This window comes from Mesorhizobium sp. B2-1-3A, assembly GCF_006442655.1.
Lineage (GTDB): Bacteria > Pseudomonadota > Alphaproteobacteria > Rhizobiales > Rhizobiaceae > Mesorhizobium.
The window spans coordinates 63160-89931 of sequence record NZ_VFWK01000010.1 but is presented as its reverse complement, the minus strand read 5'-3'; the positions used below and the strand labels follow the sequence as shown (position 1 = coordinate 89931).

The window sequence follows — 26772 nt, the reverse complement described above, 5'->3', positions numbered from 1 at the left end:
GTGCCCTTCAAACCGTCGGGTGGCGCAGCAGCTGCTCCTCCCCATTGCTCAGCAGCGACCGGATCGCTCTGAACACCAGCGTTATGGCTTCGTCGCGCCCGACATCGTCGGCGGCTGCCTTGCGTAGCCAAAGTCCATCGATCAGGGCAGCGATGACAAAACTCGCCTCGCGAAGGCGTGTCGCATCGAACATCCCTGCAAACACCGAAGCCAGGTTTGAGCGCAATCGGCGGTAAAACAGCCGCTGGAGCCGGGCATATTGCGGATTTACGCCCGCCTCGGCACAGACTGACAGCCACGCATTGGCGATGGGGCGGGTGAACGCCGAGGCGGGAAAGTTTCCTTCAACGATCGCTTCCAACCGTGCCCAACCGGTCCGCGCCGCCCCCAGTCGCGCTATGACGTCTTCCATCAGCAGGCGATTGTTGTAGCGCACCATGCCGAACAGAACCTCGTCCTTACCCTTGAAATAATAGGCAAGGATGCCCGGCGACATGCCGGCTTCGCGGCATATGCGGGCCGAGGTCATGCCTTGCAACCCATGCTCGAGGAATACGCGGCGGGCGGCGGCAATCAGCTCGACGCGCCGTATGTCCTCGATTTTCGTTCGCTTGCCCTGAGTCGCCATTGCTCTTTCTAGCAAAGAAGATTTTTGTATGCTCATACAAGATTCTATATTGACATATAATGCAGAGGTCATAGCGTTGGCGGGCAATTCGTCTCACGAAGAAAAATGGGGAGCCACAATGCGCACGACACTCGTTCTGGCCTTGCTTTCAGCACTCGTCGCCTCGCCGGTCATGGCCGCCGACGCATCACAATGTCGGAAGGTCCGCATGGCGGATCTGGGCTGGACCGACATCGCCCTGACCAACACCACCGCCGAGGTCATCCTCGATGCCTTGGGATATGACGCCTCTCAAACGCTGCTCGGCCTGGGGGTCGCCTACTCAGCGCTGAAGGAGAACGACATGGACGTCTTCCTGGGCAATTGGCGGCCGGTCCAGGACGAGGAATACAAGTCCTACTTCGACGAGGGATCGGTCGAAGTGCTGGGCGTGAACCTGGAGGGCGCCAAATACACGCTGGCCGTACCGCAATATGTCGCGGACCAGGGGATCAAAAGCTTCGATGATCTTGCTTCCCATGCCGACCAGTTCGGCCGCAAGATCTACGGAATCGAGGCAGGCTCGAACAAGCCGCTGCTCGACATGGTGGCCGCCAATCGGCACGGGCTGGGCGATTGGCAGATTATCGAGTCCAGCGAGGCAGCGATGCTGACGCAGGTCGCCAATTCCGTGGCCGACAAGGGCTGGGTCGTCTTCCTTGGCTGGGAACCGCATCCGATGAACCTCGACTACAAGATCACCTATTTGTCGGGAGGGGACGTCGAGTTTGGACCGAATTTCGGCGGCGCCACGGTGCGCACCATCGCTCGTAAGGGATTTTCGGCGCAGTGCCCCAACGCCGCCAGGCTGTTCGCCAATCTGGCATTCGATCTCGACTATGAGAACCATGGCATGCGGATGATCCTGGGGGATGGCAAATCCGCCGACGAAGCCGCTCGCGAGATGATCAAGCGCAATCCCGACAAGCTGGCGAAATGGCTGGACGGCGTCTCGACCCTTGACGGTCAGCCGGCCTTGCCGGCCGTGAAAAGCGCTCTCGGCCTTTAGATGACGCAAAGCATGCTTGCAGCCGTGCTGGAACACGCCGGCCAGCCGTTGCGCATCATCAGCGTGCCGCGGCCGGAACCGGGTCCCGGAGAAATACTGGTCCGTCTGGAGGCCAGCGGCATATGCCATACCGATGTGCATGTGTGGCAAGGGCATCTGCGGCCGGCTTCGGGGCAAGCGGCGGCGATTCTTGGCCATGAGGGCATAGGCAGGGTGGTGCAGGTTGGCGCCGACGTCACGGGCTGGAACATTGGCGAGCGGGCGGGCGTCGCCTGGCTGCATGACACCTGCGGCTGCTGCGATGAATGCCACGCCGACATGGAATCCTTCTGCCAGCACCAGCGCGCCCATGGCTTCGATGTCGCGGGCACTTTTGCCGAATATGTCGTGGCCGATGCGCGTTTCGCCGCGCGCGTGCCGGACCGAGGCGATGCGGCCATGCTGGCGCCGTTGATGTGCGCGGGCCTGACCGCTTTCGGGGCGCTGAAGCGGGCAGGGATCGTTGCCGGCGAGGTCTGTGCCGTATTCGGCTGCGGCGGCCTGGGCCTGTATGCGATCCAGATCGCCCGGCGGCTCGGTGCTGTGGTCATCGCCGTCGACACGGATGAGGCCAAGCTCCGCCTCGCGGCGTCACTTGGCGCCGAACACACGCTTCTTGCCTCGCCTCGTCTGGCCGGTGATTGGCCGGCGAAGCTGCGTGCCCATGTCTGCATCAATTTTGCGCCGACACCGGCGAGCTGGGATGCGATGACCGCGGCCATCCGTCCGCGCGGCAGGATCATCGCCGCGGCCATGGTCTCGCAACCGGTACCCCTCAGCCAGGAATGGCTCACCGCCACCGGTGTCTGGATAACCGGCACCAGCGTGGGCACGCGCGCGCAGATGCGTGAACTGATGCAACTGCACGAGGCGCTGCCGTTCGAGGCTCAGGTCGAGCGCGTCTCGCTCGCAGACGTGACCAGCGCGCTGCGCCGGTTGAAAGCGGGCACCGCCGAAGGACGGCAGGCGATTGTCTTTGGTGCCGGTGCCTGACGATGCCGTCGACCGAGCCGTATTGGCGGGATACGCATTGCCCGGATACGCCACCGACAGGGGGTTGGGCAGATTGTGCCGCCAGGCCGGATCGGCCGGCGTGAATGGATTGGCGGAGAGGGAGGGATTCGAACCCCCGATGGGCTTGCACCCATGCCGCATTTCGAGTGCGGTGCATTCGACCACTCTGCCACCTCTCCGCGGTCATGGTCGGCCGTTGCCGGCGCGGCGCACTAGATAACGGCTGAACGGGCAGGTTACAAGGCCAAATCCACCGATATTTGGCTTGCCGGACAAGCATGGGATTCACGGGCGGCATCCGCTGCGCATTGGCCCGGCAGGGCATAGCGATCTTGACGTCATCGCGGTCACCACCGATTTCTCCAGCGTGCCACAGGCCTTGCCGCAAAAGATTGCTGGCCGGCCGGCCAATAGCAGTCCTGGCAACGGGTGTTGCCTTGACTCCCGCTCAACCTTCGGTTAGGGACAGCGCGCAATCGGCGTGGAGGGTTCTTCCGCGCCGCTTGTTTTTTGAACCCGCAGACTGACAAAAAGACGGCCGAACCGCCAGACGCGGTTCATCAAGGCCGACCGAACAGCGAAAGGCAAAAAATGTTCGCAGTCATTAAAACGGGCGGCAAGCAGTATCGCGTCGCCGCCAATGATCTCCTGAAGATCGAAAAAGTCGAAGCCAATGTCGGCGATATCGTCGAGATCGGTCACGTGCTCGCGCATGGCGAGGGCGAGAATGTCACGTTCGGCGCGCCGTTCGTCGACGGCGCCCTGGTTACCGCCGAAGTCGTCGAGCAGGGCAAGAACCGCACGGTCATCGCTTTCAAGAAGCGCCGCCGCCAGAATTCGCGCCGCAAGATCGGCCATCGCCAGCTTTTGACCACCGTGCGGATCTCCGAGATCCTGCTGGGTGGCGCCAAGCCGACCAAGAAGGCGGCCGTGAAGGCGGAAGCCAAGGCCGAAGTCGCCGCCGAGGCCGCGCCGAAGGAAGCCAAGGCCAAGAAGGAAGCCGCCCCCAAGGCAGAAGTGACGGCCGAGACCGCCGCCGCGCCGCTGTTCAAGGCGCCGAAGGGCGAGCCGGACGACCTGACCGTGATCAAGGGCATCGGCCCGGTCGCCGCCAAGGATCTCAACGAGCAGGGCATCATCACCTTCGCGCAGCTGGCCAAGCTGACCGACAAGGATGTCGCCAAGATCGACGAGCACATGCCGTTCAGCGCCGACCAGATCAAGGACTGGCGCGAACAGGCCAAGGAACTGGCGAAGAAGTAATTTTTCCGGCGATTAGGTCGCCGGATCGGACTTGAAACGGAACGCGAACGCGTTCATAAGGCCTTTTAGGCGCCTTGCGGCGCAACGGAGTTAGTTAGATGGCACACAAGAAAGCTGGCGGCTCGTCGCGCAACGGTCGCGACTCGCATTCCAAGCGTCTGGGCGTGAAGAAGTTCGGCGGCGAAGCCGTCATCCCGGGCAACATCATCATTCGTCAACGCGGCACCACCTGGCATCCCGGCGTCAATGTCGGCATGGGCACGGACCATACCCTTTTTGCGCTCGAATCCGGCGCCGTGACGTTCAACAAAAAAGCCAACGGCCGAACCTACGTATCGGTCAACCCGATTACCAAAGCCGCGGAGTAGCCGGTTCCGCACTAGAACACCGGCGCCCATCTCGGGAACCGGTGTCTGGCAAAACCAGGAAAAGGATCAGGGGAGATGGGTTTCCATCTCCCCTTTTTCTTGTGCCTGGAGGACGTTCAAATGGTTGCCGAAGCGGAAGACAGTGAAGACGAAAGTTACGCGATAGACTGCCCGGTGCTGGGCACCGAGCGGCTGGTGATGCGGGCGCCGCGCGAAGAGGACATCGCGCAACTGGTCGAGCTTGCCGACAACCGTCATGTCGCCGAGATGCTGGCGCGCATGCCGCATCCCTATGGCGAGGACGAGGCGCGCGCCTTCCTCGCCATGACCAGGTCGCGCCGGGCCGGCATCGCCTATGCCCTGACGCTGGCCGGCACCGACACTTTCGTCGGCTGCGCGGGCTTGAACACCACCGATCGCGGGTTGGAACTCGGCTACTGGATCGGCGAACCCTACTGGAAGCGGGGCTATGCGACCGAAGCCGCCCACGCGCTGGTCGACCTCGCCTTCCAGAATACCTCGATCCAGGTGCTGCATGCCTCGACGCGGGTCATCAATCCGGCCTCGCGCCGGGTGATCCACAAGTGCGGTTTCCAGTATGCCGGCCAGGGCATGCTGAACTCGATCGTCGCCGGCCAGGTGCCGGTCGAGCGCTACAGGCTGGACCGCAAGACGTGGACGAGTCTGCGCAACTGGGTGCACTTTTGAAGGATGGCGCGGTCGAGCCAATGGTCGATGACAGCAACGGTATCGAAACGATCGCGCCGATAACGCCGGGTGACATCGAAAGCTTTCATCGTGCGCTTGATCTCGTTGCGCGCGAGCGGAAGTACCTGTCCTTCCTCGAGGCGCCACCGCTGGATCAAACCCGCCGATTCGCATTGGACCGTATCGCGAAAGGCGATCCGGGGTTCGTGGCCGTCATTCGTGGCGAGGTCGTCGGTTGGTGCGACATCACCCGCCATGACCGGCTCATCCATGCCCATCGTGGCAGCCTCGGAATGGGAATTGTTGCCTCCCATCGCGGGCGTGGGCTCGGATTGCGGCTTATCAATGCCACCTTGGCGCAGGCACGCAAGACGGGCTTTGTCCGCGTCGAGCTGTCCGTACACGCCGACAATGCCCGCGCCATCGCTCTTTATGACAAGGTCGGGTTTGTCAGGGAGGGTGTGCAGCGCGACGCTATCTGTATCGACGGGCAATACGGCGATACGATCATGATGGCGATCGTCGAACGCGAAAACGCAGCCGGATGAAGAGTCGTCAGTCCAGTTCGACCCACACGGGCAGGTGGTCCGAACCCGTTGCTTTCCGGTCGACCCACAGACGCTTCAGCGACCGGGCAAGCGAGGCGCTGGTGAAGACATAGTCGATGCGCTTGTGGCGGCTGGCATTGGCAGGGTCCTTGGGGTCGACCCAGCTGACGAGATCCTCGCCGGCGACATCAAGGCGCACGGCGGCATCGACGGCGAAGTCGGCGGTCAGCGGCATGCCGAATTCATGATCCGGCCGGCCGGCGAGTTCGACATATTCGGGCGAGGCGGCCAGCATGTTGAAATCGCCCATGGCCACAAAGGCCTCGGGATGCGGCAGTTCCGGCAGGCCGATCTCGGCGACGCCGGACAGCGCGCCGCCTTCGAGCGCGTAGTTCAACAGGCGCCGGCGCAGGAACTGGATCTGGCTTGCGCGTTCCACGGGGCTGCGATGATCGAGATGGATGGAATAGAAACGGATGAAACCAAGCGACGTCTCGATCAGCGCCTCCAGCGCGCCGCGCTGGAAGTTCATCATCTCGAAGCTGCGGCTGCGCGGCAAAAGCAGGTTGCGCGACAGATGAATGGGCGTCTTGGACAGCACCATATTGCCGAGCTGGAAGGTCGTGGTGATGGCGCGGCCGTTTTCGATGCGCGAACCGATATTGGCCTCGAAATTGCTGCCGTAGACGGCGAAATAGTCGGGCAGCGCCTCGCCGATCTCGGCGACCATGTCGCGGCTGCCGTTCCTGGGGTTGTTGCGAGTGACCTCCTGCAGCGCGATCACGTCGGCGCCGCGTACCGCGTCGGCAATACGCGCGACATCGTAGTGCCCATCAAGACCGATGCCGTACTGGATGTTGTAGGTTACAAGCTTCATACCGACATCTCTCCGGCCGACCCCACGCGGCCATTGTCACAAAACGGCCTCGCCCTTCGCCGCGCCTTGGTTTAGAGCAAGGCCCAAGGTTTAGAGCAATGCCGCAAGGCCAATAAAAGAAACTGCAATCCCATGAAATTTCTCGATCAAGCCAAGGTCTATGTCCGCTCCGGTGACGGGGGCGCCGGTTCGGTGTCGTTCCGGCGCGAGAAGTTCATCGAGTTCGGCGGGCCGGACGGCGGCGATGGCGGCCGTGGCGGCGATGTCTGGCTGGAAGCGGTCGACGGGCTGAACACGCTGATCGACTACCGCTACCAGCAGCATTTCAAGGCCAAGACCGGCGTCCACGGCATGGGCCGCAACATGACCGGCGCCAAGGGTGCCGACGTCACGCTGAAAGTGCCGGCCGGAACCCAGGTGTTCGAGGAAGACAATGAGACGCTGATCTGCGACCTGACCGTGGTCGGCCAGCGCTTCCTGCTTGCCAAGGGTGGCAATGGCGGCTTCGGCAACCAGCATTTCAAGACCTCGACCAACCAGGCGCCGCGCCGCGCCAATCCAGGCCTGCCGGGCGAGGAGCTCAACATCTGGCTGCGGCTGAAGCTGATCGCCGATGCCGGGCTGGTCGGGCTGCCCAATGCCGGCAAGTCGACGTTTCTCGCCGCCGTAACCGCGGCCAAGCCGAAGATCGCCGATTATCCGTTCACGACGCTGCATCCGGGTCTGGGCGTCGCGCGCATCGATGCCCGCGAATTCGTCATCGCCGATATTCCCGGCCTCATCGAAGGCGCGCATGAGGGCGTCGGCATCGGCGACCGTTTCCTCGGCCATGTCGAGCGCACGCGCGTGCTCTTACATCTGGTCTCGGCGCAGGAGGAAAATCCGGGCAAGGCCTACAAGACCGTGCGCGCCGAATTGGAAGCCTATGGCCAGGGGCTGACCGACAAGGTCGAGATCCTGGCACTCAGCCAGGTCGACACGCTCGATGCGGACGGGCGCAAGAAGAAGGTCGCCTCGCTGAAGCGCGCCGCTGGCCGCGCGCCGATGCTTCTGTCCGCCGTCACCGGCGAAGGTGTCGAGGCGGTGCTGCGGGCGCTGATGACGGTGATTGCCGAGGCGCGCGCGGAGGCTGCTCCCGTGGTCGAGACGCGCTGGGAAAAGTAGTGCCATGCAGTCGCTGAAAAAATACCGGCGCATCACCGTCAAGATCGGCTCAGCGTTGCTGGTTGACCGCGCAAGCGGCCTGAAGCGCGACTGGCTGGCTTCGCTCGCCGACGACATCGCCGTGCTCGCCGAGGGCGGCGCCGAAATCCTGGTCGTGTCGTCCGGTGCCATCGCGCTTGGCCGCACCATCCTTGGCCTTGGCAAGCGCGCGCTGAAGCTCGAGGAGAGCCAGGCGGCTGCCGCCGTCGGCCAGATCGCGCTCGCCGGCGCCTGGTCGGATGCGCTCGGCAAGGGCAGCCTGAGGTCGGGCCAGATTCTTTTGACCCTTGGCGACACCGAGGAACGCCGGCGTTATCTCAATGCGCGGGCGACGATCTCGACGCTGCTCAAGATGAAGGCGGTGCCGGTCATCAACGAGAACGACACGGTCGCCACGTCCGAAATCCGCTATGGCGACAATGACCGGCTGGCCGCGCGGGTGGCGACAATGATGGGCGCGGACCTGCTGGTGCTGCTCTCGGATATAGACGGCCTCTACACCGCACCGCCGGCGCGCGATCCCCTGGCCAAATTCATTCCGGTGGTCGACCGCATCACGCCTGACATCGAGGCGATGGCGGGAGCGGCCGCGTCCGAGCTGTCGCGCGGCGGCATGCGCACCAAGCTCGATGCCGGCAAGATCGCCACCGCCGCCGGCACCGCCATGATCATCACTTCGGGCACGCGGCTGTCGCCGCTGATGGCGATCGAGCGCGGCGAGCGGGCGACCTTCTTCCGACCGAGCGCCAATCCGGTCAAGGGCTACAAGACCTGGATCGCCGGCCAGCTCGAGCCGGCCGGCCGGCTCACGGTCGATGCCGGCGCCGTCGGCGCGCTCACATCGGGCAAATCGCTGCTGCCCGCCGGCGTCAAGCTGGTTAGCGGCAATTTCTCGCGCGGCGACACGGTGGCGATCCTGTCGCCCGAGGGCCGCGAGATCGCGCGCGGCCTGGTTGCCTACGATGCCGCCGATGCCGTAAGGATCGCTGGCCTGAAGACGGCCGAGATCGAAACCGTGCTCGGTTACGAAGCGCGTTCGGCGATGATCCACCGCGACGACCTCGTGGTGAGTCATTCTGATGAACAAGTACGGGCCGGTGGCGACATAAGCGGAGGATGAGCCATGCTGAAGCTGCATGAAAAATCCGGGGATGATACCGTGGCGCTGATGGCCGATATCGGCCGCCGAGCCCGCGCTGCCGCCCGACCGTTGGCCATCGCGACCACCGCCACCAAGAATGCCGCGCTGCTTGCCATGGCGGACGCGATCGTTGCGCGTGAACAGGACATTCTCGACGCCAACGCCATCGACATTTCGAATGGCGAGGAATCGGGGCTCTCCGCATCCTTCATGGATCGGCTGAAGCTCAATCCGGCGCGCATCCGCGCCATGGCGGATGGTATCCGCGAGATCGCCGCGTTGCGCGATCCGGTCGGCGACGTCATCGCCGAGTGGGACCGGCCGAACGGCCTGCATATCGAGCGCGTGCGCACGCCGCTCGGCGTCGTCGGCGTCATCTATGAGAGCCGGCCCAACGTCACGGCCGATGCCGGTGCGCTCTGTCTCAAGGCCGGCAATCCGGTGATCCTGCGCGGCGGCTCGGATTCGCTCAATTCGTCCTCCGCCATCCATGCTTGCCTGGTCGAGGGGCTGAAGGCTGCTGGCTTGCCTGAAGACGCCATCCAACTGGTGCCGACCACCGATCGCGCCGCCGTCGGCGAGATGCTCAAGGGCCTCGATGGTGCGCTCGACGTCATCATTCCGCGCGGCGGAAAAAGCTTGGTCGGGCGGGTGCAGAGCGAGGCGCGCGTGCCGGTCTTTGCCCATCTCGAAGGCATCTGCCATCTCTACATCGACCGCTCGGCCGATCTCGACATGGCGGTCAAGATCGCCGTCAACGCCAAGATGCGGCGCACCGGCGTCTGTGGCGCGGCCGAGACACTGCTGGTCGACCGCGCGGTGGCATCAACCCATCTGGTGCCGATCCTCGACGCGCTCCGCGCCGCCGGCTGCGAAATCCATGCCGATGCCGAGGTGTTGAAGGTGTTTTTCGACGCCAAGCCGGCGACCGATGCCGATTGGGTGACGGAATATCTCGACGCCATCATCGCGGTGAAGCTGGTCGACGGCATCGGTAGTGCCATCGAGCATATCGAGACCTTTTCCTCGCATCACACCGAGGCGATCATCGCCGAGGACGCCCGAGCGGTGGAGCGGTTCTTCAACGAGATCGACTCGGCCATCCTGCTGCACAATGCCTCGACGCAGTTCGCCGATGGCGGCGAGTTCGGCATGGGCGCCGAGATCGGCATCGCCACCGGCAAGATGCATGCGCGCGGGCCGGTCGGCGTCGAGCAACTGACCTCCTTCAAATACCGCGTGCGCGGGTCGGGACAGGTGAGGCCTTGAGCGCTGGTCTTACCCTCCCCCTTGTGGGGAGGGTGGCGAGCGCAGCGAGCCGGGTGGGGGGACGACGCTGAATTCCACGACACCCCCACCCCACTCCGCTTCGCGGATCGACCGACCTGGGCAAGCCACGGGTCTTGCCCGTCCTGTGGACCCCCACAAGGGGGAGGGCGAGGACGCCGTTTCTTCCCGCTACCTGAAAATGCCGCATGCCGAAAAAGGCCTGGCCGTCGGCCTGTTCGGCGGTTCGTTCAACCCGCCGCATGCCGGTCATGCACTGGTCGCCGAGATTGCGCTCAGGCGCCTAGCGCTCGACCAGTTATGGTGGATGGTCACGCCGGGCAATCCGTTGAAGAGCACGCGCGAGCTGGCGCCGCTGGCCGAGCGGCTGCAACTGTCGGAGCGGATCGCCAAGAACCCGAAAATCAAGGTCACCGCCTTCGAGGCGGCGCATCATGTGCGCTATACCGCCGACACGCTGGCCTTGGTCAAGGCGCGCAATCCCGGCGTCGACTTCGTCTGGATCATGGGCGCGGACAGTTTGCGCGACTTCCACCGCTGGCAGCGCTGGCGCGAAATCGTGCTGACCTTCCCGATCGCGGTCATCGACCGGCCGGGCGCGACGCTGTCGTTCCTGTCGTCGGTCGTCGCCAAGACCTTCGACTATGCCCGCATCGATGAAGGCGACGCGCCGCGGCTCGCCCGCATGAAGGCGCCGGCCTGGACCTTCATCCACGGCCCGCGCTCGTCGCTGTCGTCGAGTGCGATCCGGAAGATGGCAAAGCGGTAATTGGTCCAGCATCACCGACAGCGCTCAACAGTAAGTGAGCGATCCGGCAGTGTTCGCTGCTATCGCAAGCTTATATTGACGGGCTACGGTGCCTCTGTCATCAAAGACGAGTTCGTCGGCGATACAGTTGATCGCGTGCGAGCGTTGCCTACATCAATTTTTACCTCTTTTCGGCGGGGGAGGTTGTCGTGAGAATTAGTTTCGGCAACAGGTATGGGGGCTTGGCGCACGGGTTGGACTGCCCTTGTCATAGTCCGCTCGCACTCAACCTCTTCGATCGAGTGAGCAAGGACATTTCACGCCGCTCTGTTCTTTCCGGCATCGCCGGGATGTTCGGTGCTTCGGCGCTCGGCCTTGCATCTCCATCCTTCGCGCAGGCCGCGGGTAAGCCGATCCTGCTCAGCAATGCCACGATTTTCGACGGCCAGGCAAGCAAGCTCATCGAAGGCAAGTCTGTCCTTATCGACGGGAAGACGATCAAGGCACTGCCTGGCGCCAGCGAAACGGTTGCCGATGCCGAGGTGATCGACTGCGCGGGCGGCACGCTGATGCCGGGCATGATAGATGCCCACTGGCATGCCTTGCTCGCCGGTATCTCGCAGGTCGCGGCCATGACGGCCGACGTCCCGTATGTTCATCTCGTCGCCGCGCAAGAGGCCGAGCGGACAGTGTTGCGCGGCTTCACGACGGTTCGTGATGTCGGTGGTCCGTCATTCGCATTGAAGCGCGCCATCGATGAAGGTCGATTGGTGGGTCCCCGCATCTATCCTTCTGGCGCCATGATCTCGCAAACTTCGGGGCATGGCGACTTCCGCATGCGCACGGATTTGCCGCGCACGCCGCAAAGCAATGCAAGCCTGGCGGAACAGGCTGGCATCGCCGAGATCGCCGATGGCGAGGCGGAAGTGCTGCGCCGTGTACGCGAGCAGCTCATGCTGGGGGCGAGCCAGATCAAGATCATGGGCGGGGGAGGCGTCGCCTCGCCCTACGACCCGATCGATGCTGTGCAATACACCGAAGCCGAGATGAAGGCTGCCGTATCCGCGGCGGCAGACTGGGGCACCTATGTGTGCATCCACGCCTATACGCCCGCGGCCGTGCAGCGTGCGATCGCCAGCGGTGTGAAGTCGATCGAGCATGGCCAACTCGCCGACGAGGAGACCGCCAAACGCATAGCCGGTGCGGACGCATGGTGGAGCATCCAGCCCTTCCTTGCCGACGAGGATGCCAACACCTACGCCTTGCCGGAACAGCGTGCGCAGCAGCAGACAATCGCCGAAGGTACGGCGCGGGCCGTCGAGCTCGGGCGCAAATACAAAATCAAGATGGCCCTGGGCACTGATATCCTGTTCAACCCGAAAGGCACCTCGACACAGGGAAAGCAACTCGCCAAGTTCAGCCGGTGGTATGAAAATGTCGATGTGTTGCGGCTGCTGACCAGCGGCAATGCCGAGCTTGCCGGCCTTTCCGGCCCACGCAATCCGTATCCTGGAAAACTCGGACACATCGAACCCGGCGCCTATGCCGACGTGCTCATCGTCGACGGCAATCCGCTTGAGGACATTTCCCTCATCGCAAATCCGGATCGGACGTTGAAGCTCATCATGAAGGATGGGCACATCCACAAGAACACGCTGGGGGAATGATCTTGAGAGCAATCCTTGGGATAGGCATGCTTGCCGTCTCCGCCTTCGTTTCCATGGAAGCAAGGGCGGCCGACGTGCTTGCGGGAAGCTCCGACACGACCGCGGATGGCGAAAAGAACTGGGCCCTGCAGGTCACGCCCTATCTCTGGGCGGCGGGCATCAGCGGCGACATATCGCCTTTCCGCAGGGCCCCGACCATTGGTGTCGACAAATCATTCTCGGACGTCATGAATGATTTGAACATTGGCGGCTTCATCAATGTATGGGGGCGCTACGACCGTTTCGTCTTCTCGGCCGACGCCATGTATGTCGACACGACAGACGAGAAAGCAACTGGTCCGCTTCCGCCCCTGCCCCCGCCATTGCCGCAAATCCCCAGCGTCAGCGGCAGCGTGGACACCAAGGAATTCACATCGACGCTGCAGGCCGGCTATCGGGTCTATGACAGTCCAGCCTTCACCCTGGATGCGCTGGGCGGTGTCCGCTTCTGGCATATCTCCAACCGGGTGACCGTGCAGGCGGCAGGGTTGTCGGGCAGCTACAAGGAAAGCTTTGGATGGGCTGATCCGGTCGTTGGCGCGCGCGCCTTTCTCAGGATGACGGACAAACTCTCGGCGCAGGTTCAGGCGGATGTCGGGGGCTTCGACGTCGGGTCCAGAACCACCTGGCAGGTGCTGGCAACCGCCAACTACATCATAAACGACCATCTTTCCGTCTCGGGCGGCTACAAGGTGCTCAGTGTCGACTACGAGTCCGGCGGTCACGTCTTCGATTCCCGATTGTCCGGGCCGGTGCTGGGGGTGACCTGGCGATTCTGATGATCTGTCCCCAACCGATGACGATGGCAGGATCCCGATGAGTGCGATCCAGTCCGATGGATTGTCTGAAGGCCGTGCCTGTCGATCATGAGCACCAATAATGCCGACAAGATTCCGCTCTGGTCGATAGCGGCCCCAGCAATCGCGGCGGCGCTGGCTGGGCTGATTTTTGCGCACATCCTGCCTGAATCCGTGCCGGTACTAGCCCTTGCGGCGATTGCACTGGGGACATGCGTCTTTGCAGCCGTGCATCACGCGGAGATGCTGGCGCTGAAGGTTGGTGAGCCGATGGGTTCCATCATCCTCGCGGTCGCGGTGACCGTCCTCGAAGTCGGGCTCATTGTGTCCATAATGCTTTCCGGCGCGAACGGCAGCGAGATGGTCGCTCGAGACACGGTGTTTTCCGCGATCATGATCGTACTCAACGGTGTGATCGGCCTATCTCTGGTGCTCGGGGCGCGCAGACATCACGAGCAGGCATTCCAGGTCAATGCGACCTCGGCGGCGCTCGGTGTGCTCGGTACACTCACAACGATTGTTTTCATCCTTCCGGCTTTCGTAAAGGCCGGCGCGAGCCTGCAGTTCTCGACCGTACAGGTCATGGGTGTGGGGATCGTATGCCTGGCGCTCTACGCCATCTTCGTGTTTGTACAAACCATCAAGCACCGAGACTATTTCATGGAGGTGGCGTCAGCCGAATCCGACGGCAACGACCATCCGCACCGCGTTCCATCCTCCAGGGAAACCGTGGCCAGCATCGTGCTGCTGCCGCTGTCGCTTCTTTTGGTCATTCTGCTCGCAAAGGTGCTCTCGCATCCGCTGGACGACGCGGTCGAAGCCGCCGGTTTGCCCCATGCAGTTGTTGGTGTCGTCATCGCGGCCGTCGTGCTCCTCCCGGAAGGAATTGCATCCGTCCGCGCCGCGCTTCTCAACCGCCTCCAGAACAGCGTCAACCTGGTCCTCGGTTCCGCCCTGGCGAGCATAGGTATGACGATCCCGGTGGTCGCCGCCCTGGCGGTATTGACCGCACGACCGCTGACGCTGGGGCTCGAGCCGTCTTCCATGGTTCTGCTGATACTCACTTTGTTCGTGAGCACTCTCACGCTCGGCACGGGCCGAACGACCACGCTGCACGGTGCGATCCACCTTGGAATATTCGTCATGTTCCTTTTGATCGCAGCCGTGCCGTAGAGGTACGCCTGGATACCCAATCGACGTGTTGCGCAGGAGGTTGGCCGGCAAAGCGTCCGTTTCAAGCACCGTGAAGGCCACCCGCACCTAACGCTTGATGTGTTTCTCTCCACCGCAAGTGGCCGCCGCCGCTGCCATGTCGCTTTTATTGCTCCCTTGGCAGGGTTTCCCAGGCAATCCTGAGCGGACATGCCGATTCTCGATGAAAACCGCACCGAAACCGACCGCGAGCATAGCAGTGCGCCCACGCCGCTGATCGCGATTGCAAGCGTAATCATGTCGATGGCGCTGATCGCCATCGGCAACGGCCTGATGTTCGCTTACATCCCGGTTCGGCTCGGCGTCGAGGGTTTCGATCCGATCTGGGCCGGGCTGATCGTCACCGGCCTGTCGGCCGGCGGCCTCGCCGGATGCATCCTGACCGGACCACTGGTGCGCAGGGTCGGCCATGCCCGCGCCTTCATGGTGCTTTCAGCGCTGATCGCGCTTTCCAATGTCGCGATCGGCGCCGGGCCGCATCCCCTGCTGTGGATCGGCGCGCGCGCCCTCTACGGCTTTGCCATATGCGGCCTGTTCATCGTCGCGCAGAGCTGGCTCAATTACGCGCTGCCCAATGCCATACGTGGGCGCGTCATGGCGGTGTTCTACGTCTCCTATGTTGCCGGGTTGGGTGTAGGCTATGCGACACTTGCAATTGTCGACATCCACACCGCCGCGGCCTCTCTGATCGGCATCACCTTTACGGCCTTGTCGATCCTGCCCGTCGGCATGACCCGCCTTGCCCAGCCGCCAGCGCCGCAGGCGGCTTCGGTCGCGTTGCGGCAAGCATGGCGCATTTCGCCGGTCGGGGTCGCCGGTATGCTGGCGGTCGGCGGCTTGTCGATGATCATCTCGGGCTTTGCGCCCATACACGCCACCGCCAAGGGCTATACGCAAGGCGATGTCGCGCTGCTTCTGTCGGCGATGCCCGTTGGAACGCTGATCCTGCAGATCCCCCTTGGCTGGATTTCGGACCGCACGGATCGGCGCTTCGTGCTGGCTGGCACTGCCATGCTGGCGATCGTGGCCAGCGTGCTCGCCATCGTGTTCGACGGCGGTGCGCTGATGGTCCTGGTGGTGATCTACCTGGTCTGGGACGGTGCGGCGGAATCGATCTATTCCCTCTCAAGCGCGCATGCCGCCGATCGCGCCAGGAAGGATGAGCTTCTTGCCCTGTCGAGTTCGATGCTGTTTGCCTGGTCGCTGGCCGGCTTCGTCGTCCCGGGCATCGTCACGGCACTTTCGGTGGTTTTCGGCACCGCGACGTTCATCTATGTCGGAATCGTCATCGCCGCGCTGTTTTGCTTGTTCGTGCTGTGGCGGGTGATAGCGGCTCGGCCGGTCCCGGCAGCCGCCACGGGCAGTTTCACGCCGATGTCGGCGCAAGCGCCCTTGCCCGTCGAACTCGCCTTCGCCACCGACGAGCCGCAAGACCGGGCCAGGGGCTGAGGTCCTTTCGCACACGGTCCGGGCTGAATTGCCCTATTGCTTGCGAGCTTCGGGCGCCGGCGCTTCCGGTGGCGGCAGCGGAATGGAGATGCCCTCGCTGTCGAAAGCCTGCTTGGCGCGTTTCGTCATGTCGATGTTCGTGGAGAAATAGTCGGCCGCCGAGGTCCAGTAGCGCAAGGTGAGCGAAACGGTCGTGTCGCCGAGGCTGGCCACGAAGGCGATCGGCGCCGGTTCGCGACGAATGCGTTTCTCGGTGCCGGCAATGGCGAGCAACGTCTTCTGGGCGCCGTCGATATCGTTCCACGAGCCGACGCTCAGGCTGATGTCGGCGCGGCGCACGCCATTGCGCGAGAAATTGCGCACCGGCTGGTTCCACAGCGTCGAATTGGGCGCCAGGATGTAGAGGCCGTCGGCGGTCCTGAGCCTGGTGGCGAACAGGCCGATTTCCTCGACCGAACCGGCAATGGAGCCGACCTCGACGGATTCGCCGATGCGGAAAGGCCGCAGCGCCAGGAGCATGATGCCGGCGGCGATGTTCTGCAGCGTACCTTGCAGCGCCAGCCCGATGGCGAGGCCGATGGCGCCGATGGCGGCGATGATCGAGGCGGTCTGCACGCCGAACTGGCCGAGCACCATGATGACGACGAGGATCAGGATGGCGTAGCGGACGATCTTGGAAAAGAAATGCCGCAACGTCGCATCGAAACCGTGGATATGACCCAGGCCGGCAAAGATCGAACGCTCGGCGAGGCCGGCGACGATGTAGCCGACCACCAGCAGGATGACGGCGCCGATGGCGGAGAAGGAATAGGAGACGATCAGCGTGCTGAGCTGCGCGAGGCCGGCCTGAACGGTGAGAAGGGTGTCTTGCGGGTCGATCGGCATGGCGGGATTCCGGTTGGTCGGTCAGCCGATAACCGCTGCGCGACGCCTGGGTTCCGATCTTTTTTGCGTGCCGCATGGAACAAGCGGGCAATCGGTGAGTTCGCGTGAGTCGGGGCTGCGTCTTGAAACTGTCAGGGAACTCTGCCTATCTAAGTGGTGTCACCTGCTTTTGGGGGTGATTTGGTTGTTCTTGCTGCGAAAGGAAATACACTGAGAACAGCACTGCGGAAGAAGGCCGATATCATGCCTTCGCCGGCCGGGATCAGCGTAGACGACGCCGTGTCCCGCGCCATCAAGACAGTCCTTGCCAGTCTGGAAGACTCCAAGGCCGAAAATATTGTCTCAATCGACATTCAGGGGAAATCGAGCCTCGGCGACTATATGGTTGTCGCGTCGGGCCGATCGCACCGTCATGTCTCGGCTGTCGCCGACCATCTCCTCAAGGCGCTCAAGGATGCCGGCCTCGGCACGGCGCGCGTCGAGGGGCTCTCCGGCGCCGACTGGGTCCTGATCGATTCGGGCGATATCATCGTCCACGTCTTCCGCCCCGAAGTCCGCGAATTCTACAATCTCGAAAAGATGTGGCAGGCGCCGGATCTCGAGGAAGAGACCCTTCACTAAGCTGCGTTGTGTCGTTGCCCGGACGTCGGATTTCGCCTTTGGGTGACATGCATTAACGGCTTATAGAGGCGGGATGAAGATTTCAGTTCATGCCGTGGGCCGAATGAAAGCCGGCCCCGAGAGGGAATTGGCCGACCGCTATTTCGAGCGCTTCGCCAAGAGCGGTCCCGCGGTCGGGCTCGAATTCTCCGGGGTCACCGAGATTGCCGAGGGCCGCGCGCAAAGCGCCAGCGAACGCCAGCGCGACGAGGGCTCCAGGCTGCAGGCGCAATTGCAGCCGGGCACTGCCCTTGTCCTGCTCGATGAACGCGGCAAGAGCCTTTCCTCGCAGGATTTCGCCGATCGCATCGGACAGTTACGCGATGGCGGGCGCAAGGCGGTGGTGCTCGCCATAGGCGGCGCCGATGGTCACGACCCGTCGCTGCGCGGCCAAGCCGATCTGGTGCTGTCGTTCGGTGCGCTGACCTGGCCGCATCAGCTGGTGCGGGTGATGGTGGGGGAGCAGCTCTACAGGGTGGCGACGATCCTGTCCGGCCACCCCTATCACCGATCCTGATAGCTCCCGGATCGCACCGAATTCCGCCCCAATCCCGCGCGAGATCGGGCTGGGAGACTATTTTTCCATGTGCATGCCGCTATCCCGGGACAACCGAGCGGTTCTGGGCGACAGGCGTTAACATGGTTGATGGTTCGTTAACGAAGCCGCGGATAGAATCGACCGGGAATGTCTGAAGGCTGGAAATCGACACCGGGCTTAACAAGGGGCTCATCAACCGGGCGCTTCGGGCGCGCGCGTTGCGGCGTCGCGGCGATGGCTATCCTTTTGTCGTTCCACGCGGCGCGGGCCGAAAACACGCTCGACATGGCGCCCGATCCGGACCAGAGCCGCGCCGAGTACGAGCAGGTTTCCAAGGAAATAACGCTGTCGTCGGAACGGCTGGCCAAGCTCGCCGCCGATATCGCCGCGGTCAAGAAGGACCATGCCTCCATCACCGCCGCGCTGATCCAGTCGGCGATGACCGAGCAGAAGCTTGGCCAGGATATCGAGGATATCGGGGCCAAGCTGGAGGGGCTGAAGGGCCAGCAACAGAAGATCCGCGCCTCGCTTGTGGCGCGGCGCGACGTGCTGGCCGAAGTGCTGGGCGCGTTGCAGCGCATGGGGCTCAACCCGCCGCCGGCGATCCTGGTCAAGCCGGAGGACGCGCTGTCGTCGGTGCGCAGCGCCATCCTGCTTGGCGCCGTGGTGCCGGAATTGCGCCAGCAGACCGACAGCCTGCTGGCCGACCTCAAGGAACAGACCCGGGTGACGGCCTCGATCGAGGCCGAACGGGCGCGGCTGACGGAAGCGGTCGGCGAGCAGGCGGCGGAAAAGAAGCGGCTCGGCATGTTGCTCGAAGCCAAGCAGAAGCTCGAGGCCGATACGCAGGCGCAAATGGCGGCCGAACAGCAGCGTTCAGAGCAACTGGCGGCTAAGGCCTCCAGCCTGAAGGACCTGATCGCCTCGCTCGAAGCGCAGGCCGACAAGACCCGCAAGGCCGCTGATGCCGCCAAGGCGGCCGCCGCGGGCCAGGCGGGGGACGATAAGACGGGCGGCGACACAACGGCATCGCTGGCGGCAATTCCTGTCCCCGAAGGCAACCGGCTCACCGCGACGGCCCCGTTCTCGGCGCTGCAGGGGCAGATCGCGCTGCCGGTCACCGGCCGCATCAAGCGCCGTTTCGGCGCCGATGACGGTAACGGCGCAGTGATGCTTGGCGACATGCTTGCGACACAATCGGGAGCCATCGTTACCGCGCCGGCGGATGGGAATGTGCTTTATGCGGGGCCGTTTCGCTCCTATGGTCAACTCTTGATCCTCAATGCCGGCGACGGTTATCATGTCGTTCTGGCGGGGATGAGCAGAATCAGCGTCGTGACTGGCCAGTCGGTGCTCGCAGGAGAGCCGGTCGGCGCGATGGGAGAGGCCCGGGTGGCAAGCACCTCGGTTTCGAAGAATGTAAATGCCACGCCGGAACTCTATGTCGAGTTCCGCAAGGATGGAAAACCCGTCGATCCGGCCCCATGGTGGGCGGACCGTTTTTCTGGAAGGACGTGAAATGATGCGGAAACTGTCGCTTCTGTTTGCCGGTGCGCTGATGGGCGCGTCCGCCATGAGCCTTGTCTATGGTGCTCCTGGCTCGTCGGCGAACGCTGCGGGATCGGAGACCTACAAGCAGCTGGCGATCTTCGGCGACATCTTCGAGCGGGTGCGGGCGCAATATGTCACGCCGCCCGACGACAAGTCGCTGGTCGAGAACGCCATCAACGGCATGCTTTCCTCGCTCGATCCGCACTCTTCCTACATGAACGCCGAACAGGCGCAGGATATGCGCGTGCAGACTAAGGGCGAGTTCGGCGGCCTCGGCATCGAGGTCACCATGGAGAACGACCTGGTCAAGGTGATCACGCCGATCGACGACACGCCTGCCGCCAAGGCCGGCGTGCTGGCCGGTGACTACATCGCCAAGATCGACGGCGAAGAAGTCCGCGGCCTGACGCTCAACGACGCGGTCGAGAAGATGCGCGGCCTGGTCAACACGCCGATCAAGCTCACCATCCTGCGCCAGGGCGCCGACAAGCCGATCGAGCTGACGGTGGTGCGCGACATCATCAAGGTCAAGGCGGTCAAGTTCCGGGTCGAGAACGACATCGGCTACATGAAGATCACCTCCTTCACCGAAAAGACCTATGACGACCTCGAGAACGCCATCGACACCATCAAGAAGCAGGTGCCGGACGACAAGCTGAAGGGCTATGTGCTCGACCTGCGCCTCAATCCGGGTGGTCTGCTCGACCAGGCGGTGAGCGTATCCGACGCCTTCCTGAAGCGCGGCGAGATCGTCTCGACGCGGGGTCGCGATCCCAAGGACGTCACCCGCTTCGACGCCAAGCCGAAGCAGACCGACGACATCAACGGCAAGCCGATGATCGTGCTCGTCAATGGCGGCTCGGCCAGCGCTTCCGAAATCGTTGCCGGCGCGCTGCAGGATCTGCGCCGCGTCACCGTGGTCGGCACGCAGTCCTTCGGCAAGGGTTCGGTGCAGACCATCATTCCGCTCGGCGAGAATGGCGCGCTCCGGCTGACGACAGCGCTCTATTACACGCCGTCGGGCAAGTCGATCCAGGGCAAGGGCATCACGCCCGACATCAAGGTCGACCAGCCTCTGCCGCCGGAACTGCAGGGCAGGGACCTGACGCGCGGCGAGTCCGACCTCAAGGGCCATATCAAGGGCGCCGACGAGAGCTCGACTGGCTCGGGCTCGGCGGCCTATGTGCCGCCGGATCCGAAGGACGATCTGCAGCTGATCTTCGCCGAGCAGCTGCTGCGCGGCGAGAAGACCGATCCGGCCTTCCCGCCCAATCCGGAAAAGGCCGTGCTCAACCAGTAAAATTCGCGGCCAGCAACGGTCTGGCCGCCTGAACCAAGCAATGCGATGCTGCCGGGGCCGAAAGGTTCCGGCAGTTTGATTCGGGGGCAAGGCGAGGCCTCCAGATATGGCGCCAGGGGTGCGCCGGGGTTGATGAATTTGCGCATGTCCTGCCGAAGGGGTCGCCTTCGGCGCCGTGCGCTCCGGGGACAGGGCTTGGCTGATATCGGCAAGGACATCGAACGCCCGCTTGGACAGACCGTCCGGGCGCCGCGCGCCGCCGGCAAGGTCAGCGCGGGCATTGTCGCGGCGAGTGTTGTCGTGCTGGCGGTGGTCGGCGTTTCGGCCGCGATCGCGCTGCGGGAAAAGCCGTTTCGCAAGCCGCAAGAGGTCGCCGTTTCGACGCCGAAAGTGACGGCGGCCGAGCCCGCCGCCGCGCCATCCGCCTTGGCCCCGGTCGCGGCGCCAAAGGTTGAAACGCCGGCCAAGACCGGTGGACCGCAGATCATCCATGTGCAGAAGGAGGAGGGCGATGGTCCTCCGCAGGCAGCCATCGTCATTCGCGACCCTTCGAGCATCGGGCAGAACCTGAAGATCGCGCACCTTCCCGACAAGGCGCTGATCGAAGCCAGCGATACCGGACCCTTGCCGATACGCTCCACCGATGGAAGGCGGCCGTTCGATGTCTATGCGCGGCCATGGTCCGGCGCACGCGGAGCGCGGGTGGCCATCGTCATCGGCGGACTTGCTGTGTCGCAGACCGGCACCCAGGCGGCGATCGCCAAGCTGCCGCCGGAAGTGACGCTGGCCTTCGCGCCGCAGGGCAACAGCATCGGCCGCTGGATGCAGGCCGCCCGACAGAGCGGCCACGAGATTGTCATGCAGGTGCCGCTCGAACCGTTCGACTATCCCAACGTCAACCCCGGGCGCAACACGCTGACGGTGGCGGCGAGCGCCGAGGAGAACCTGAAGAACCTGCACTGGGCGCTGTCGCGGACGACGAACTATACCGGTGTCATGAACTATATGGGCGCCCGCTTTTCCGCTGACTCGACGGCGATGGAGCCGTTCATGGCCGAACTCGGCAAACGGGGGCTTGCCTATGTCGACGATGGCTCGTCGGCGCGCAGCCTGGCGCCCGACCTCGCGCTGAAGGACGGCGTGCCCTTCGTCGCCGGCGACACCGCGATCGACGCGGTGCAGGATCGCGGCGCCATCCTGAAGAAGCTGGACAGTCTCGAAGCCACCGCGCGGGCCAAGGGCACCGCAGTCGGCATCGGCTCGGCCTTCGACCTGACCGTCGACACCGTTTCGTCATGGATTGCCGAGGCCAAGAAGCGCGGCATCGAGATCGTGCCGATTTCGGCGGTGGCCATAGACCCGCAAAAAGGCTAGCCACGCCTGGCCGCGAACCCCTCGGAGCACAGATAATGGCGAAGACGAAAAAGGTCGACCGCGAAACGCTACCCTACCGTCCCTGTGTCGGGCTGATGATCCTCAATGGCGAGGGCCTGGTCTGGGTCGGGCATCGCATCGCTGAGCCCGACAGCGAGTTTGCCGGCACGACGCAGCTCTGGCAGATGCCTCAAGGCGGCATCGACAAGGGCGAGGAGCCGCTGCAGGCAGCGGAGCGGGAGCTCTATGAGGAAACCGGCATGCGCGGCGTCTCGCTGCTCGCCGAGGCCCCGGGATGGATCAATTATGATCTGCCGGACCACCTGGTCGGCATCGCCTTCAAAGGGCGCTATCGCGGCCAGACGCAGAAATGGTTCGCCTTCCGCTTCCATGGCGATGTCAGCGAGATCCAGATCAATCCGCCGCCGGGCGGCCACACCGCCGAATTCGACAAATGGTCGTGGCGGCCGATGCGGGACCTGCCCGACCTGATCGTGCCGTTCAAGCGCAAGGTCTATGAAGACGTGGTGGCGGCATTCCAGCACCTCGTGCCATAGCTGGACGGGTGGCGGCCGTGGTTCGAAGGGCCGCAGTTGCCGCGCCGGCCCAGCGGTCCTATTGATGCTTATGCGCCACAAGGAGGGTCGCCATGAACGACGCCCCCATAAAATTGCTGCCCGAGGACGTTGTTGCCATAAGTGAAGCGGCGGCCGGAGCAATCCTGACCATCGATCTCGATGCGATCCGCGAAAACTACCGGCGACTGAAGACAAGGCTGGGCGGCGTGCGCTGCGCCGGCGTGGCCAAGGCCGACGCCTATGGCCTCGGTGCCGCGCGGGTGGCATCGGCCTTGATGAAGGAAGGCTGCGACATCTTCTTCGTCGCGCTGCTGGCCGAAGGCATTGCGCTTCGCGAGGTGGTTGGGAGCGAACCGGAAATCTACGTGCTTAATGGGTTGCCGCCGGGTTCCGAGCCGGAAGCGGTGGTGGCCGGCCTGTGCGCGGTGATCAACAGCGGTGCGCAGCTGAAAGCCTGGAGCGCGGCGGCGCGTGACGCCAGGCGCCGGCTCCCGGCCGCCATCCAGGTCGACAGCGGCATGTCACGGCTTGGCATGGCACCAGCCGAGGTCGAGGCGCTCGCAAAGGATACCAGCGCGCTCGATGGAATCGACGTCAGATATGTGATGAGCCATCTGGCTTGCGCCGACGAACCGCGCCATCCGGCCAACGAAGAGCAGCGGCTGGCTTTCGAGCGGCTGCGCGCCATGCTGCCCGAGGTGCCTGCTTCGCTTGCCAACTCCTCCGGCATCTTTCTTGGTCAGAGCTATCACTATGGTCTCGCCCGGCCGGGGGCGGCGCTCTACGGCATCAACCCGACGCCAGGCGCGCCCAATCCAATGCTGCCCGTGGTGCGGCTGCGGGCCAAGGTGGCGCAGACGCGCCGGGTCGAAAAAGGCACCGGTATCGGCTATGGTCACACCTACTACGCGGACGGTCCGTTGAGCCTGGCGACGATTTCGTTCGGCTATGCGGATGGCTGGCTGCGACGTTCCGCTTCGGCAGCCTGGTTCGAAGGAATACGCCTGCCTTTCCTTGGGCGCGTGTCGATGGATTCGATCATTCTCGACATTTCCGCCCTGCCGCCCGGCAGATTGCGCGAGGGTGATCTCGTCGAGTTGCTGGGTCCTTCGCAGAGCGTCGACGATGCCGCCGGCCATGCCGGCACCATCGGCTATGAAATCCTGGCCAGTCTTGGTCCCCGCTTTCATCGGCACTATGTCGGCGGTTGAGCGGTTTGGCCACGCTTGACAAGCGGGCGCCTGTCGGCAAGGTTCGGGGCATGAGCAACCTCGCTTACATCAGAACCTTGTTCAGGGTCTGCCCGATCGCGGGATCGTAGCCCCGGCGCGGCCGCCTTTTGGCGTCCGTCCGTACCGGGGCATCCATACATCCAAAATCGCCATCAAGCCGTCCAGCCTTTTGCCGCTGGCGGCTTTTCGTAGCGCCGCCAGTGCGGCGGCAAGCGCGCATTCGTTCGACGCGCCGATCCATGAGGTTTGCCATGCAACATGCAACAGGACTGCGCCCAAGCAGCCAGATACTGATCAGCGACACCGACCATGACAGGTTGACCGGCCTGGCGAGAGCCTCGCTCGACCGTGCCCCCGAGACGGCCGAGGAACTGCTTTCGGAAATGGACCGGGCCGTCATCACGGACGCGGCGGCGATGCCGGCCGGCGTGGTGCGCATGGGTTCGATCGTGACGGTCCGCGCCGAGGGCGGCGATACCCAGCGCATCATGCTGGTCTATCCCGGCGAAGCCGACATTGCCGAAAACAGGATTTCGGTGCTGACGCCGATGGGAACGGCGCTCATCGGAGCGGCGATCGGGCAGACGGTGTGCTGGAGCAGTCGTGGCGGCCGGGAACTGTCGGTGACCATCGAAGCCGTCGACTCGCCGGCCTCTGGCCAGCAGCGGCGCTGATCGTGGAGGCGGTGATGACGAGCACGAATTGCTGCCTGACGACGAAGGACTTCGCCGTCCTCGAAGTCATGCTGGAACGCCGGCGGGCATTCGCGGATCCGATCGCGCACATACTCGAACACAAGCTTTCAAGCGCCGATGTCGTCCCGATCGATTCGGTCGGCCCCGATATCGTTACGCTGAACAGCAGGGTGGTGTTCAGCATTGATGCCGGTCACGCCGAGACGCGCACCCTGGTGCAGAACGAGGTGCGCGGACCGGTCGGCTCGAGCCTGTCGGTGGCAACCAGGCGCGGTCTCTGCATGCTTGGCATGACGCAGGGCCAAACGGCTTCGATCGAACACGCCGATGGCCGACGGGAGTCGATCCTGATCAAGGCCGTGCTTTACCAGCCGGAGGCTGCCCGACGCGCGGTCAGGCAGAAAGACCGGGCTGAAGGGCGGCGACCGCACGGGCTCACTCTCGTCTATAGCGCCGAAGCCGACTGGCGGCCTCTTGGCGAGACGGCCCGAATGCGGCAGACAGAAGACGACGACCCCGGTCCCTCGGCGGCGTGAATGGGCCACAGCGCATGATACTCGAAAATCGGCATCGATTTTCACACGGGATCATGCGCAAATCGAGAAATGCGGTCGCGACCACGGGCGTCCTGGGGACGCGCGGCGCGCAAGGAGTGAACGATGAAGATCATGGTGCTGGGCAGTGGCGTCATCGGGGTGACCACGGCCTACTATCTCGCCGAGGCCGGCCATGAGGTGACGGTGATCGATCGCCAGAAGGGCCCGGCACTGGAAACCAGCTTTGCCAATGCCGGCGAGATTTCGCCCGGCTATGCCTCGCCCTGGGCCGGGCCCGGCATTCCGCTCAAGGCAATCAAATGGCTGTTGATGAAGCATGGTCCGCTGGTGGTCCGGCCGGCTTTCGATCCGCATATGTGGACATGGCTGGTCAAGATGCTGCGCAACTGCACGGCGCAGCGCTATGCGGTCAACAAGTCGCGCATGGTGCCGCTGGCCGAATACAGCCGCGACACGCTGAAGGCGCTGCGCGAGGCGACCGGCATCACTTACGACGAGCGGACCCAGGGCACGCTGCAACTGTTCCGCACGCAAAAGCAGCTTGATGGCACCGCTGGCGATGTCGATGTGCTGAAGAAATATGCCGTGCCCTACGAGATCCTCGACCCGGCCGGCTGCATCGCGGCGGAACCGGCGCTGGCCGGCGTGCGCGAGAAATTCGTCGGAGGGCTGCGGCTGCCGCATGACGAGACCGGCGACTGCAAGATGTTCACCGACAAATTGACGGAACTCTGCGTGGCGCGGGGCGTGAAGTTCGAGTACGACACGACGATATACCGCGTCATCCGCAGCCGTAACCGCATCGCCAACCTCAGCACGAGCAAGGGGTTCAAGGCCTCCGACGCCTATGTGATGGCGCTGGGCAGCTACTCGGCGGGCTTCATGCGCCGCATGAAGCGGTCGATCCCGGTCTATCCGGTCAAGGGCTATTCGATCACCGTGCCGATCAAGGATGCGGCCCTCGCACCCGTGTCGACGGTGATGGACGAAACCTACAAGGTGGCGATCACTCGGCTTGGCGACCGCATCCGCGTCGGCGGCACGGCCGAGATCTCCGGCTTCGACCTCAGGCTGCATGAATCGCGGCGCCGCACGCTCGAACATTCGGTCGGCGATCTCTTTCCAGGCGCCGGCGCCATGCGCGAGGCGACCTTCTGGTGCGGCCTGCGACCGATGACGCCGGATGGGCCACCGCTGATCGGCCGCACCGAGCTTTCCAATCTCTTTCTCAACACCGGCCATGGCACGCTCGGCTGGACCATGGCCTGCGGCTCGGCCAAGGTGCTTGCCGACATCATGTCGAACCGGGTGCCCGATATCGACGCCCGTGCCCTGGCGCAGGAACGCTACCTGAAATAGGGACGGG

Annotated in this window: 27 protein-coding genes and 1 tRNA gene; 24 read left to right on the top strand and 4 right to left on the bottom strand. The window is 63.8% G+C overall.

What is annotated here, in order from left to right; all coding sequences use genetic code 11:
* Nucleotides 1–7: 7 nt before the first annotated feature.
* On the bottom strand, nt 8–664 hold the full coding sequence (betI, locus tag FJ977_RS33105; RefSeq protein ID WP_181180145.1) for a transcriptional regulator BetI: 657 nt from the start codon (nt 662–664) through the stop codon (nt 8–10).
* 82 nt (nt 665–746) lie between these two features.
* On the opposite strand from betI, the gene choX reads away from it, so the two are divergent.
* Together choX and FJ977_RS33095 are read left to right on the top strand one after the other, a co-directional pair.
* Nucleotides 747–1676, top strand: coding sequence for a choline ABC transporter substrate-binding protein (gene choX, locus FJ977_RS33100; protein WP_140776618.1), 930 nt, complete (start codon nt 747–749; stop codon nt 1674–1676).
* Nucleotides 1677–1688: 12 nt separating this feature from the next.
* Nucleotides 1689–2708: an alcohol dehydrogenase catalytic domain-containing protein gene (locus FJ977_RS33095; RefSeq protein ID WP_246683390.1), complete on the top strand. Its 1020-nt coding sequence runs from the start codon at nt 1689–1691 to the stop codon at nt 2706–2708.
* A 110-nt stretch (nt 2709–2818) separates the two neighbouring features.
* On the opposite strand, the gene FJ977_RS33090 is transcribed toward FJ977_RS33095, so the two are convergent.
* Nucleotides 2819–2908, bottom strand: a tRNA-Ser gene (locus tag FJ977_RS33090).
* A 412-nt stretch (nt 2909–3320) separates the two neighbouring features.
* Here FJ977_RS33090 and FJ977_RS33085 point away from each other — a divergent pair.
* From FJ977_RS33085 to FJ977_RS33070, 4 genes are all read left to right on the top strand, one after another.
* A complete protein-coding gene (locus tag FJ977_RS33085) occupies nt 3321–3992 on the top strand; it encodes a 50S ribosomal protein L21 (RefSeq protein WP_140776614.1) in 672 nt (223 codons plus the stop codon).
* A gap of 98 nt (nt 3993–4090) precedes the next feature.
* Nucleotides 4091–4360 (top strand): 50S ribosomal protein L27, encoded by a 270-nt coding sequence (rpmA, locus tag FJ977_RS33080; RefSeq protein ID WP_010912120.1) that lies wholly within the window; start codon nt 4091–4093, stop codon nt 4358–4360.
* A gap of 120 nt (nt 4361–4480) precedes the next feature.
* Nucleotides 4481–5068, top strand: coding sequence for a GNAT family protein (locus FJ977_RS33075; RefSeq protein ID WP_181180144.1), 588 nt, complete (start codon nt 4481–4483; stop codon nt 5066–5068).
* A gap of 20 nt (nt 5069–5088) precedes the next feature.
* Nucleotides 5089–5616 (top strand): GNAT family protein, encoded by a 528-nt coding sequence (locus tag FJ977_RS33070; RefSeq protein WP_140776723.1) that lies wholly within the window; start codon nt 5089–5091, stop codon nt 5614–5616.
* Nucleotides 5617–5623: 7 nt separating this feature from the next.
* Here FJ977_RS33070 and FJ977_RS33065 read toward each other — a convergent pair whose 3' ends face one another.
* Complete coding sequence (locus FJ977_RS33065; RefSeq protein WP_140776610.1) at nt 5624–6493, bottom strand: endonuclease/exonuclease/phosphatase family protein; 870 nt, start codon at nt 6491–6493, stop codon at nt 5624–5626.
* Between the two features lie 132 nt (nt 6494–6625).
* Between FJ977_RS33065 and obgE the strand changes: the two genes are divergently transcribed.
* From obgE to FJ977_RS33025, 8 genes are all read left to right on the top strand, one after another.
* On the top strand, nt 6626–7657 hold the full coding sequence (gene obgE, locus FJ977_RS33060; RefSeq protein ID WP_140776608.1) for a GTPase ObgE: 1032 nt from the start codon (nt 6626–6628) through the stop codon (nt 7655–7657).
* 4 nt (nt 7658–7661) lie between these two features.
* Entirely contained in the window at nt 7662–8816 is a 1155-nt protein-coding gene (gene proB, locus FJ977_RS33055; RefSeq protein ID WP_140776606.1) for a glutamate 5-kinase, read from the top strand.
* A 3-nt stretch (nt 8817–8819) separates the two neighbouring features.
* Nucleotides 8820–10106, top strand: coding sequence for a glutamate-5-semialdehyde dehydrogenase (locus FJ977_RS33050; RefSeq protein ID WP_140776604.1), 1287 nt, complete (start codon nt 8820–8822; stop codon nt 10104–10106).
* 199 nt (nt 10107–10305) lie between these two features.
* Nucleotides 10306–10893, top strand: coding sequence for a nicotinate-nucleotide adenylyltransferase (locus FJ977_RS33045; protein ID WP_140776602.1), 588 nt, complete (start codon nt 10306–10308; stop codon nt 10891–10893).
* A gap of 281 nt (nt 10894–11174) precedes the next feature.
* Complete coding sequence (locus tag FJ977_RS33040; RefSeq protein ID WP_246683389.1) at nt 11175–12539, top strand: amidohydrolase family protein; 1365 nt, start codon at nt 11175–11177, stop codon at nt 12537–12539.
* A gap of 53 nt (nt 12540–12592) precedes the next feature.
* Nucleotides 12593–13357 carry a hypothetical protein gene (locus tag FJ977_RS33035; protein WP_140776719.1) on the top strand — a complete coding sequence of 255 codons (765 nt, stop codon included), beginning with the start codon at nt 12593–12595 and terminating at the stop codon, nt 13355–13357.
* Between the two features lie 87 nt (nt 13358–13444).
* Nucleotides 13445–14548 carry an ionic transporter y4hA gene (locus FJ977_RS33030; protein ID WP_140776600.1) on the top strand — a complete coding sequence of 368 codons (1104 nt, stop codon included), beginning with the start codon at nt 13445–13447 and terminating at the stop codon, nt 14546–14548.
* 189 nt (nt 14549–14737) lie between these two features.
* Nucleotides 14738–16036: an MFS transporter gene (locus tag FJ977_RS33025; protein WP_140776598.1), complete on the top strand. Its 1299-nt coding sequence runs from the start codon at nt 14738–14740 to the stop codon at nt 16034–16036.
* 33 nt (nt 16037–16069) lie between these two features.
* On the opposite strand, the gene FJ977_RS33020 is transcribed toward FJ977_RS33025, so the two are convergent.
* The gene (locus FJ977_RS33020) at nt 16070–16921 is read right to left on the bottom strand and encodes a mechanosensitive ion channel domain-containing protein (RefSeq protein ID WP_140776596.1); all 852 of its coding nucleotides are present in this window, start codon (nt 16919–16921) and stop codon (nt 16070–16072) included.
* A gap of 243 nt (nt 16922–17164) precedes the next feature.
* Between FJ977_RS33020 and rsfS the strand changes: the two genes are divergently transcribed.
* From rsfS to FJ977_RS32970, 10 genes are all read left to right on the top strand, one after another.
* Nucleotides 17165–17542, top strand: a complete 378-nt coding sequence (rsfS, locus tag FJ977_RS33015; RefSeq protein ID WP_023766075.1) for a ribosome silencing factor — start codon at nt 17165–17167, stop codon at nt 17540–17542.
* A gap of 73 nt (nt 17543–17615) precedes the next feature.
* Nucleotides 17616–18098: a 23S rRNA (pseudouridine(1915)-N(3))-methyltransferase RlmH gene (rlmH, locus tag FJ977_RS33010; protein WP_140776594.1), complete on the top strand. Its 483-nt coding sequence runs from the start codon at nt 17616–17618 to the stop codon at nt 18096–18098.
* A 168-nt stretch (nt 18099–18266) separates the two neighbouring features.
* Nucleotides 18267–19637: a murein hydrolase activator EnvC gene (locus FJ977_RS33005; protein ID WP_140776592.1), complete on the top strand. Its 1371-nt coding sequence runs from the start codon at nt 18267–18269 to the stop codon at nt 19635–19637.
* A gap of 1 nt (nt 19638) precedes the next feature.
* Entirely contained in the window at nt 19639–20970 is a 1332-nt protein-coding gene (locus FJ977_RS33000; RefSeq protein WP_181180143.1) for a S41 family peptidase, read from the top strand.
* A 195-nt stretch (nt 20971–21165) separates the two neighbouring features.
* Nucleotides 21166–22344, top strand: coding sequence for a divergent polysaccharide deacetylase family protein (locus tag FJ977_RS32995; RefSeq protein WP_140776590.1), 1179 nt, complete (start codon nt 21166–21168; stop codon nt 22342–22344).
* 35 nt (nt 22345–22379) lie between these two features.
* A complete protein-coding gene (locus tag FJ977_RS32990; protein ID WP_140776588.1) occupies nt 22380–22901 on the top strand; it encodes an RNA pyrophosphohydrolase in 522 nt (173 codons plus the stop codon).
* A gap of 92 nt (nt 22902–22993) precedes the next feature.
* Complete coding sequence (gene alr, locus FJ977_RS32985) at nt 22994–24133, top strand: alanine racemase (RefSeq protein ID WP_140776586.1); 1140 nt, start codon at nt 22994–22996, stop codon at nt 24131–24133.
* A gap of 272 nt (nt 24134–24405) precedes the next feature.
* The gene (rnk, locus tag FJ977_RS32980; protein WP_140776584.1) at nt 24406–24828 is read left to right on the top strand and encodes a nucleoside diphosphate kinase regulator; all 423 of its coding nucleotides are present in this window, start codon (nt 24406–24408) and stop codon (nt 24826–24828) included.
* A 14-nt stretch (nt 24829–24842) separates the two neighbouring features.
* A complete protein-coding gene (locus tag FJ977_RS32975) occupies nt 24843–25385 on the top strand; it encodes a nucleoside-diphosphate kinase (RefSeq protein ID WP_181180142.1) in 543 nt (180 codons plus the stop codon).
* A 123-nt stretch (nt 25386–25508) separates the two neighbouring features.
* On the top strand, nt 25509–26765 hold the full coding sequence (locus FJ977_RS32970; protein WP_140776580.1) for a D-amino acid dehydrogenase: 1257 nt from the start codon (nt 25509–25511) through the stop codon (nt 26763–26765).
* Nucleotides 26766–26772: the final 7 nt, after the last annotated feature.

Bases quoted from the DNA above. Each gene is read 5' to 3' on its own strand.
- betI (WP_181180145.1), bottom strand. From the start codon at position 664: ATGAGCATACAAAAATCTTCTTTGCTAGAAAGAGCAATGGCGACTCAG.
- choX (WP_140776618.1), top strand. From the start codon at position 747: ATGCGCACGACACTCGTTCTGGCCTTGCTTTCAGCACTCGTCGCCTCG.
- FJ977_RS33095 (WP_246683390.1), top strand. From the start codon at position 1,689: ATGCTTGCAGCCGTGCTGGAACACGCCGGCCAGCCGTTGCGCATCATC.
- FJ977_RS33085 (WP_140776614.1), top strand. From the start codon at position 3,321: ATGTTCGCAGTCATTAAAACGGGCGGCAAGCAGTATCGCGTCGCCGCC.
- rpmA (WP_010912120.1), top strand. From the start codon at position 4,091: ATGGCACACAAGAAAGCTGGCGGCTCGTCGCGCAACGGTCGCGACTCG.
- FJ977_RS33075 (WP_181180144.1), top strand. From the start codon at position 4,481: ATGGTTGCCGAAGCGGAAGACAGTGAAGACGAAAGTTACGCGATAGAC.
- FJ977_RS33070 (WP_140776723.1), top strand. From the start codon at position 5,089: ATGGTCGATGACAGCAACGGTATCGAAACGATCGCGCCGATAACGCCG.
- FJ977_RS33065 (WP_140776610.1), bottom strand. From the start codon at position 6,493: ATGAAGCTTGTAACCTACAACATCCAGTACGGCATCGGTCTTGATGGG.
- obgE (WP_140776608.1), top strand. From the start codon at position 6,626: ATGAAATTTCTCGATCAAGCCAAGGTCTATGTCCGCTCCGGTGACGGG.
- proB (WP_140776606.1), top strand. From the start codon at position 7,662: ATGCAGTCGCTGAAAAAATACCGGCGCATCACCGTCAAGATCGGCTCA.
- FJ977_RS33050 (WP_140776604.1), top strand. From the start codon at position 8,820: ATGCTGAAGCTGCATGAAAAATCCGGGGATGATACCGTGGCGCTGATG.
- FJ977_RS33045 (WP_140776602.1), top strand. From the start codon at position 10,306: ATGCCGCATGCCGAAAAAGGCCTGGCCGTCGGCCTGTTCGGCGGTTCG.
- FJ977_RS33035 (WP_140776719.1), top strand. From the start codon at position 12,593: ATGGAAGCAAGGGCGGCCGACGTGCTTGCGGGAAGCTCCGACACGACC.
- FJ977_RS33030 (WP_140776600.1), top strand. From the start codon at position 13,445: ATGAGCACCAATAATGCCGACAAGATTCCGCTCTGGTCGATAGCGGCC.
- FJ977_RS33025 (WP_140776598.1), top strand. From the start codon at position 14,738: ATGCCGATTCTCGATGAAAACCGCACCGAAACCGACCGCGAGCATAGC.
- FJ977_RS33020 (WP_140776596.1), bottom strand. From the start codon at position 16,921: ATGCCGATCGACCCGCAAGACACCCTTCTCACCGTTCAGGCCGGCCTC.
- rsfS (WP_023766075.1), top strand. From the start codon at position 17,165: ATGCCTTCGCCGGCCGGGATCAGCGTAGACGACGCCGTGTCCCGCGCC.
- rlmH (WP_140776594.1), top strand. From the start codon at position 17,616: ATGAAGATTTCAGTTCATGCCGTGGGCCGAATGAAAGCCGGCCCCGAG.
- FJ977_RS33005 (WP_140776592.1), top strand. From the start codon at position 18,267: ATGTCTGAAGGCTGGAAATCGACACCGGGCTTAACAAGGGGCTCATCA.
- FJ977_RS33000 (WP_181180143.1), top strand. From the start codon at position 19,639: ATGATGCGGAAACTGTCGCTTCTGTTTGCCGGTGCGCTGATGGGCGCG.
- FJ977_RS32990 (WP_140776588.1), top strand. From the start codon at position 22,380: ATGGCGAAGACGAAAAAGGTCGACCGCGAAACGCTACCCTACCGTCCC.
- alr (WP_140776586.1), top strand. From the start codon at position 22,994: ATGAACGACGCCCCCATAAAATTGCTGCCCGAGGACGTTGTTGCCATA.
- rnk (WP_140776584.1), top strand. From the start codon at position 24,406: ATGCAACATGCAACAGGACTGCGCCCAAGCAGCCAGATACTGATCAGC.
- FJ977_RS32975 (WP_181180142.1), top strand. From the start codon at position 24,843: ATGACGAGCACGAATTGCTGCCTGACGACGAAGGACTTCGCCGTCCTC.
- FJ977_RS32970 (WP_140776580.1), top strand. From the start codon at position 25,509: ATGAAGATCATGGTGCTGGGCAGTGGCGTCATCGGGGTGACCACGGCC.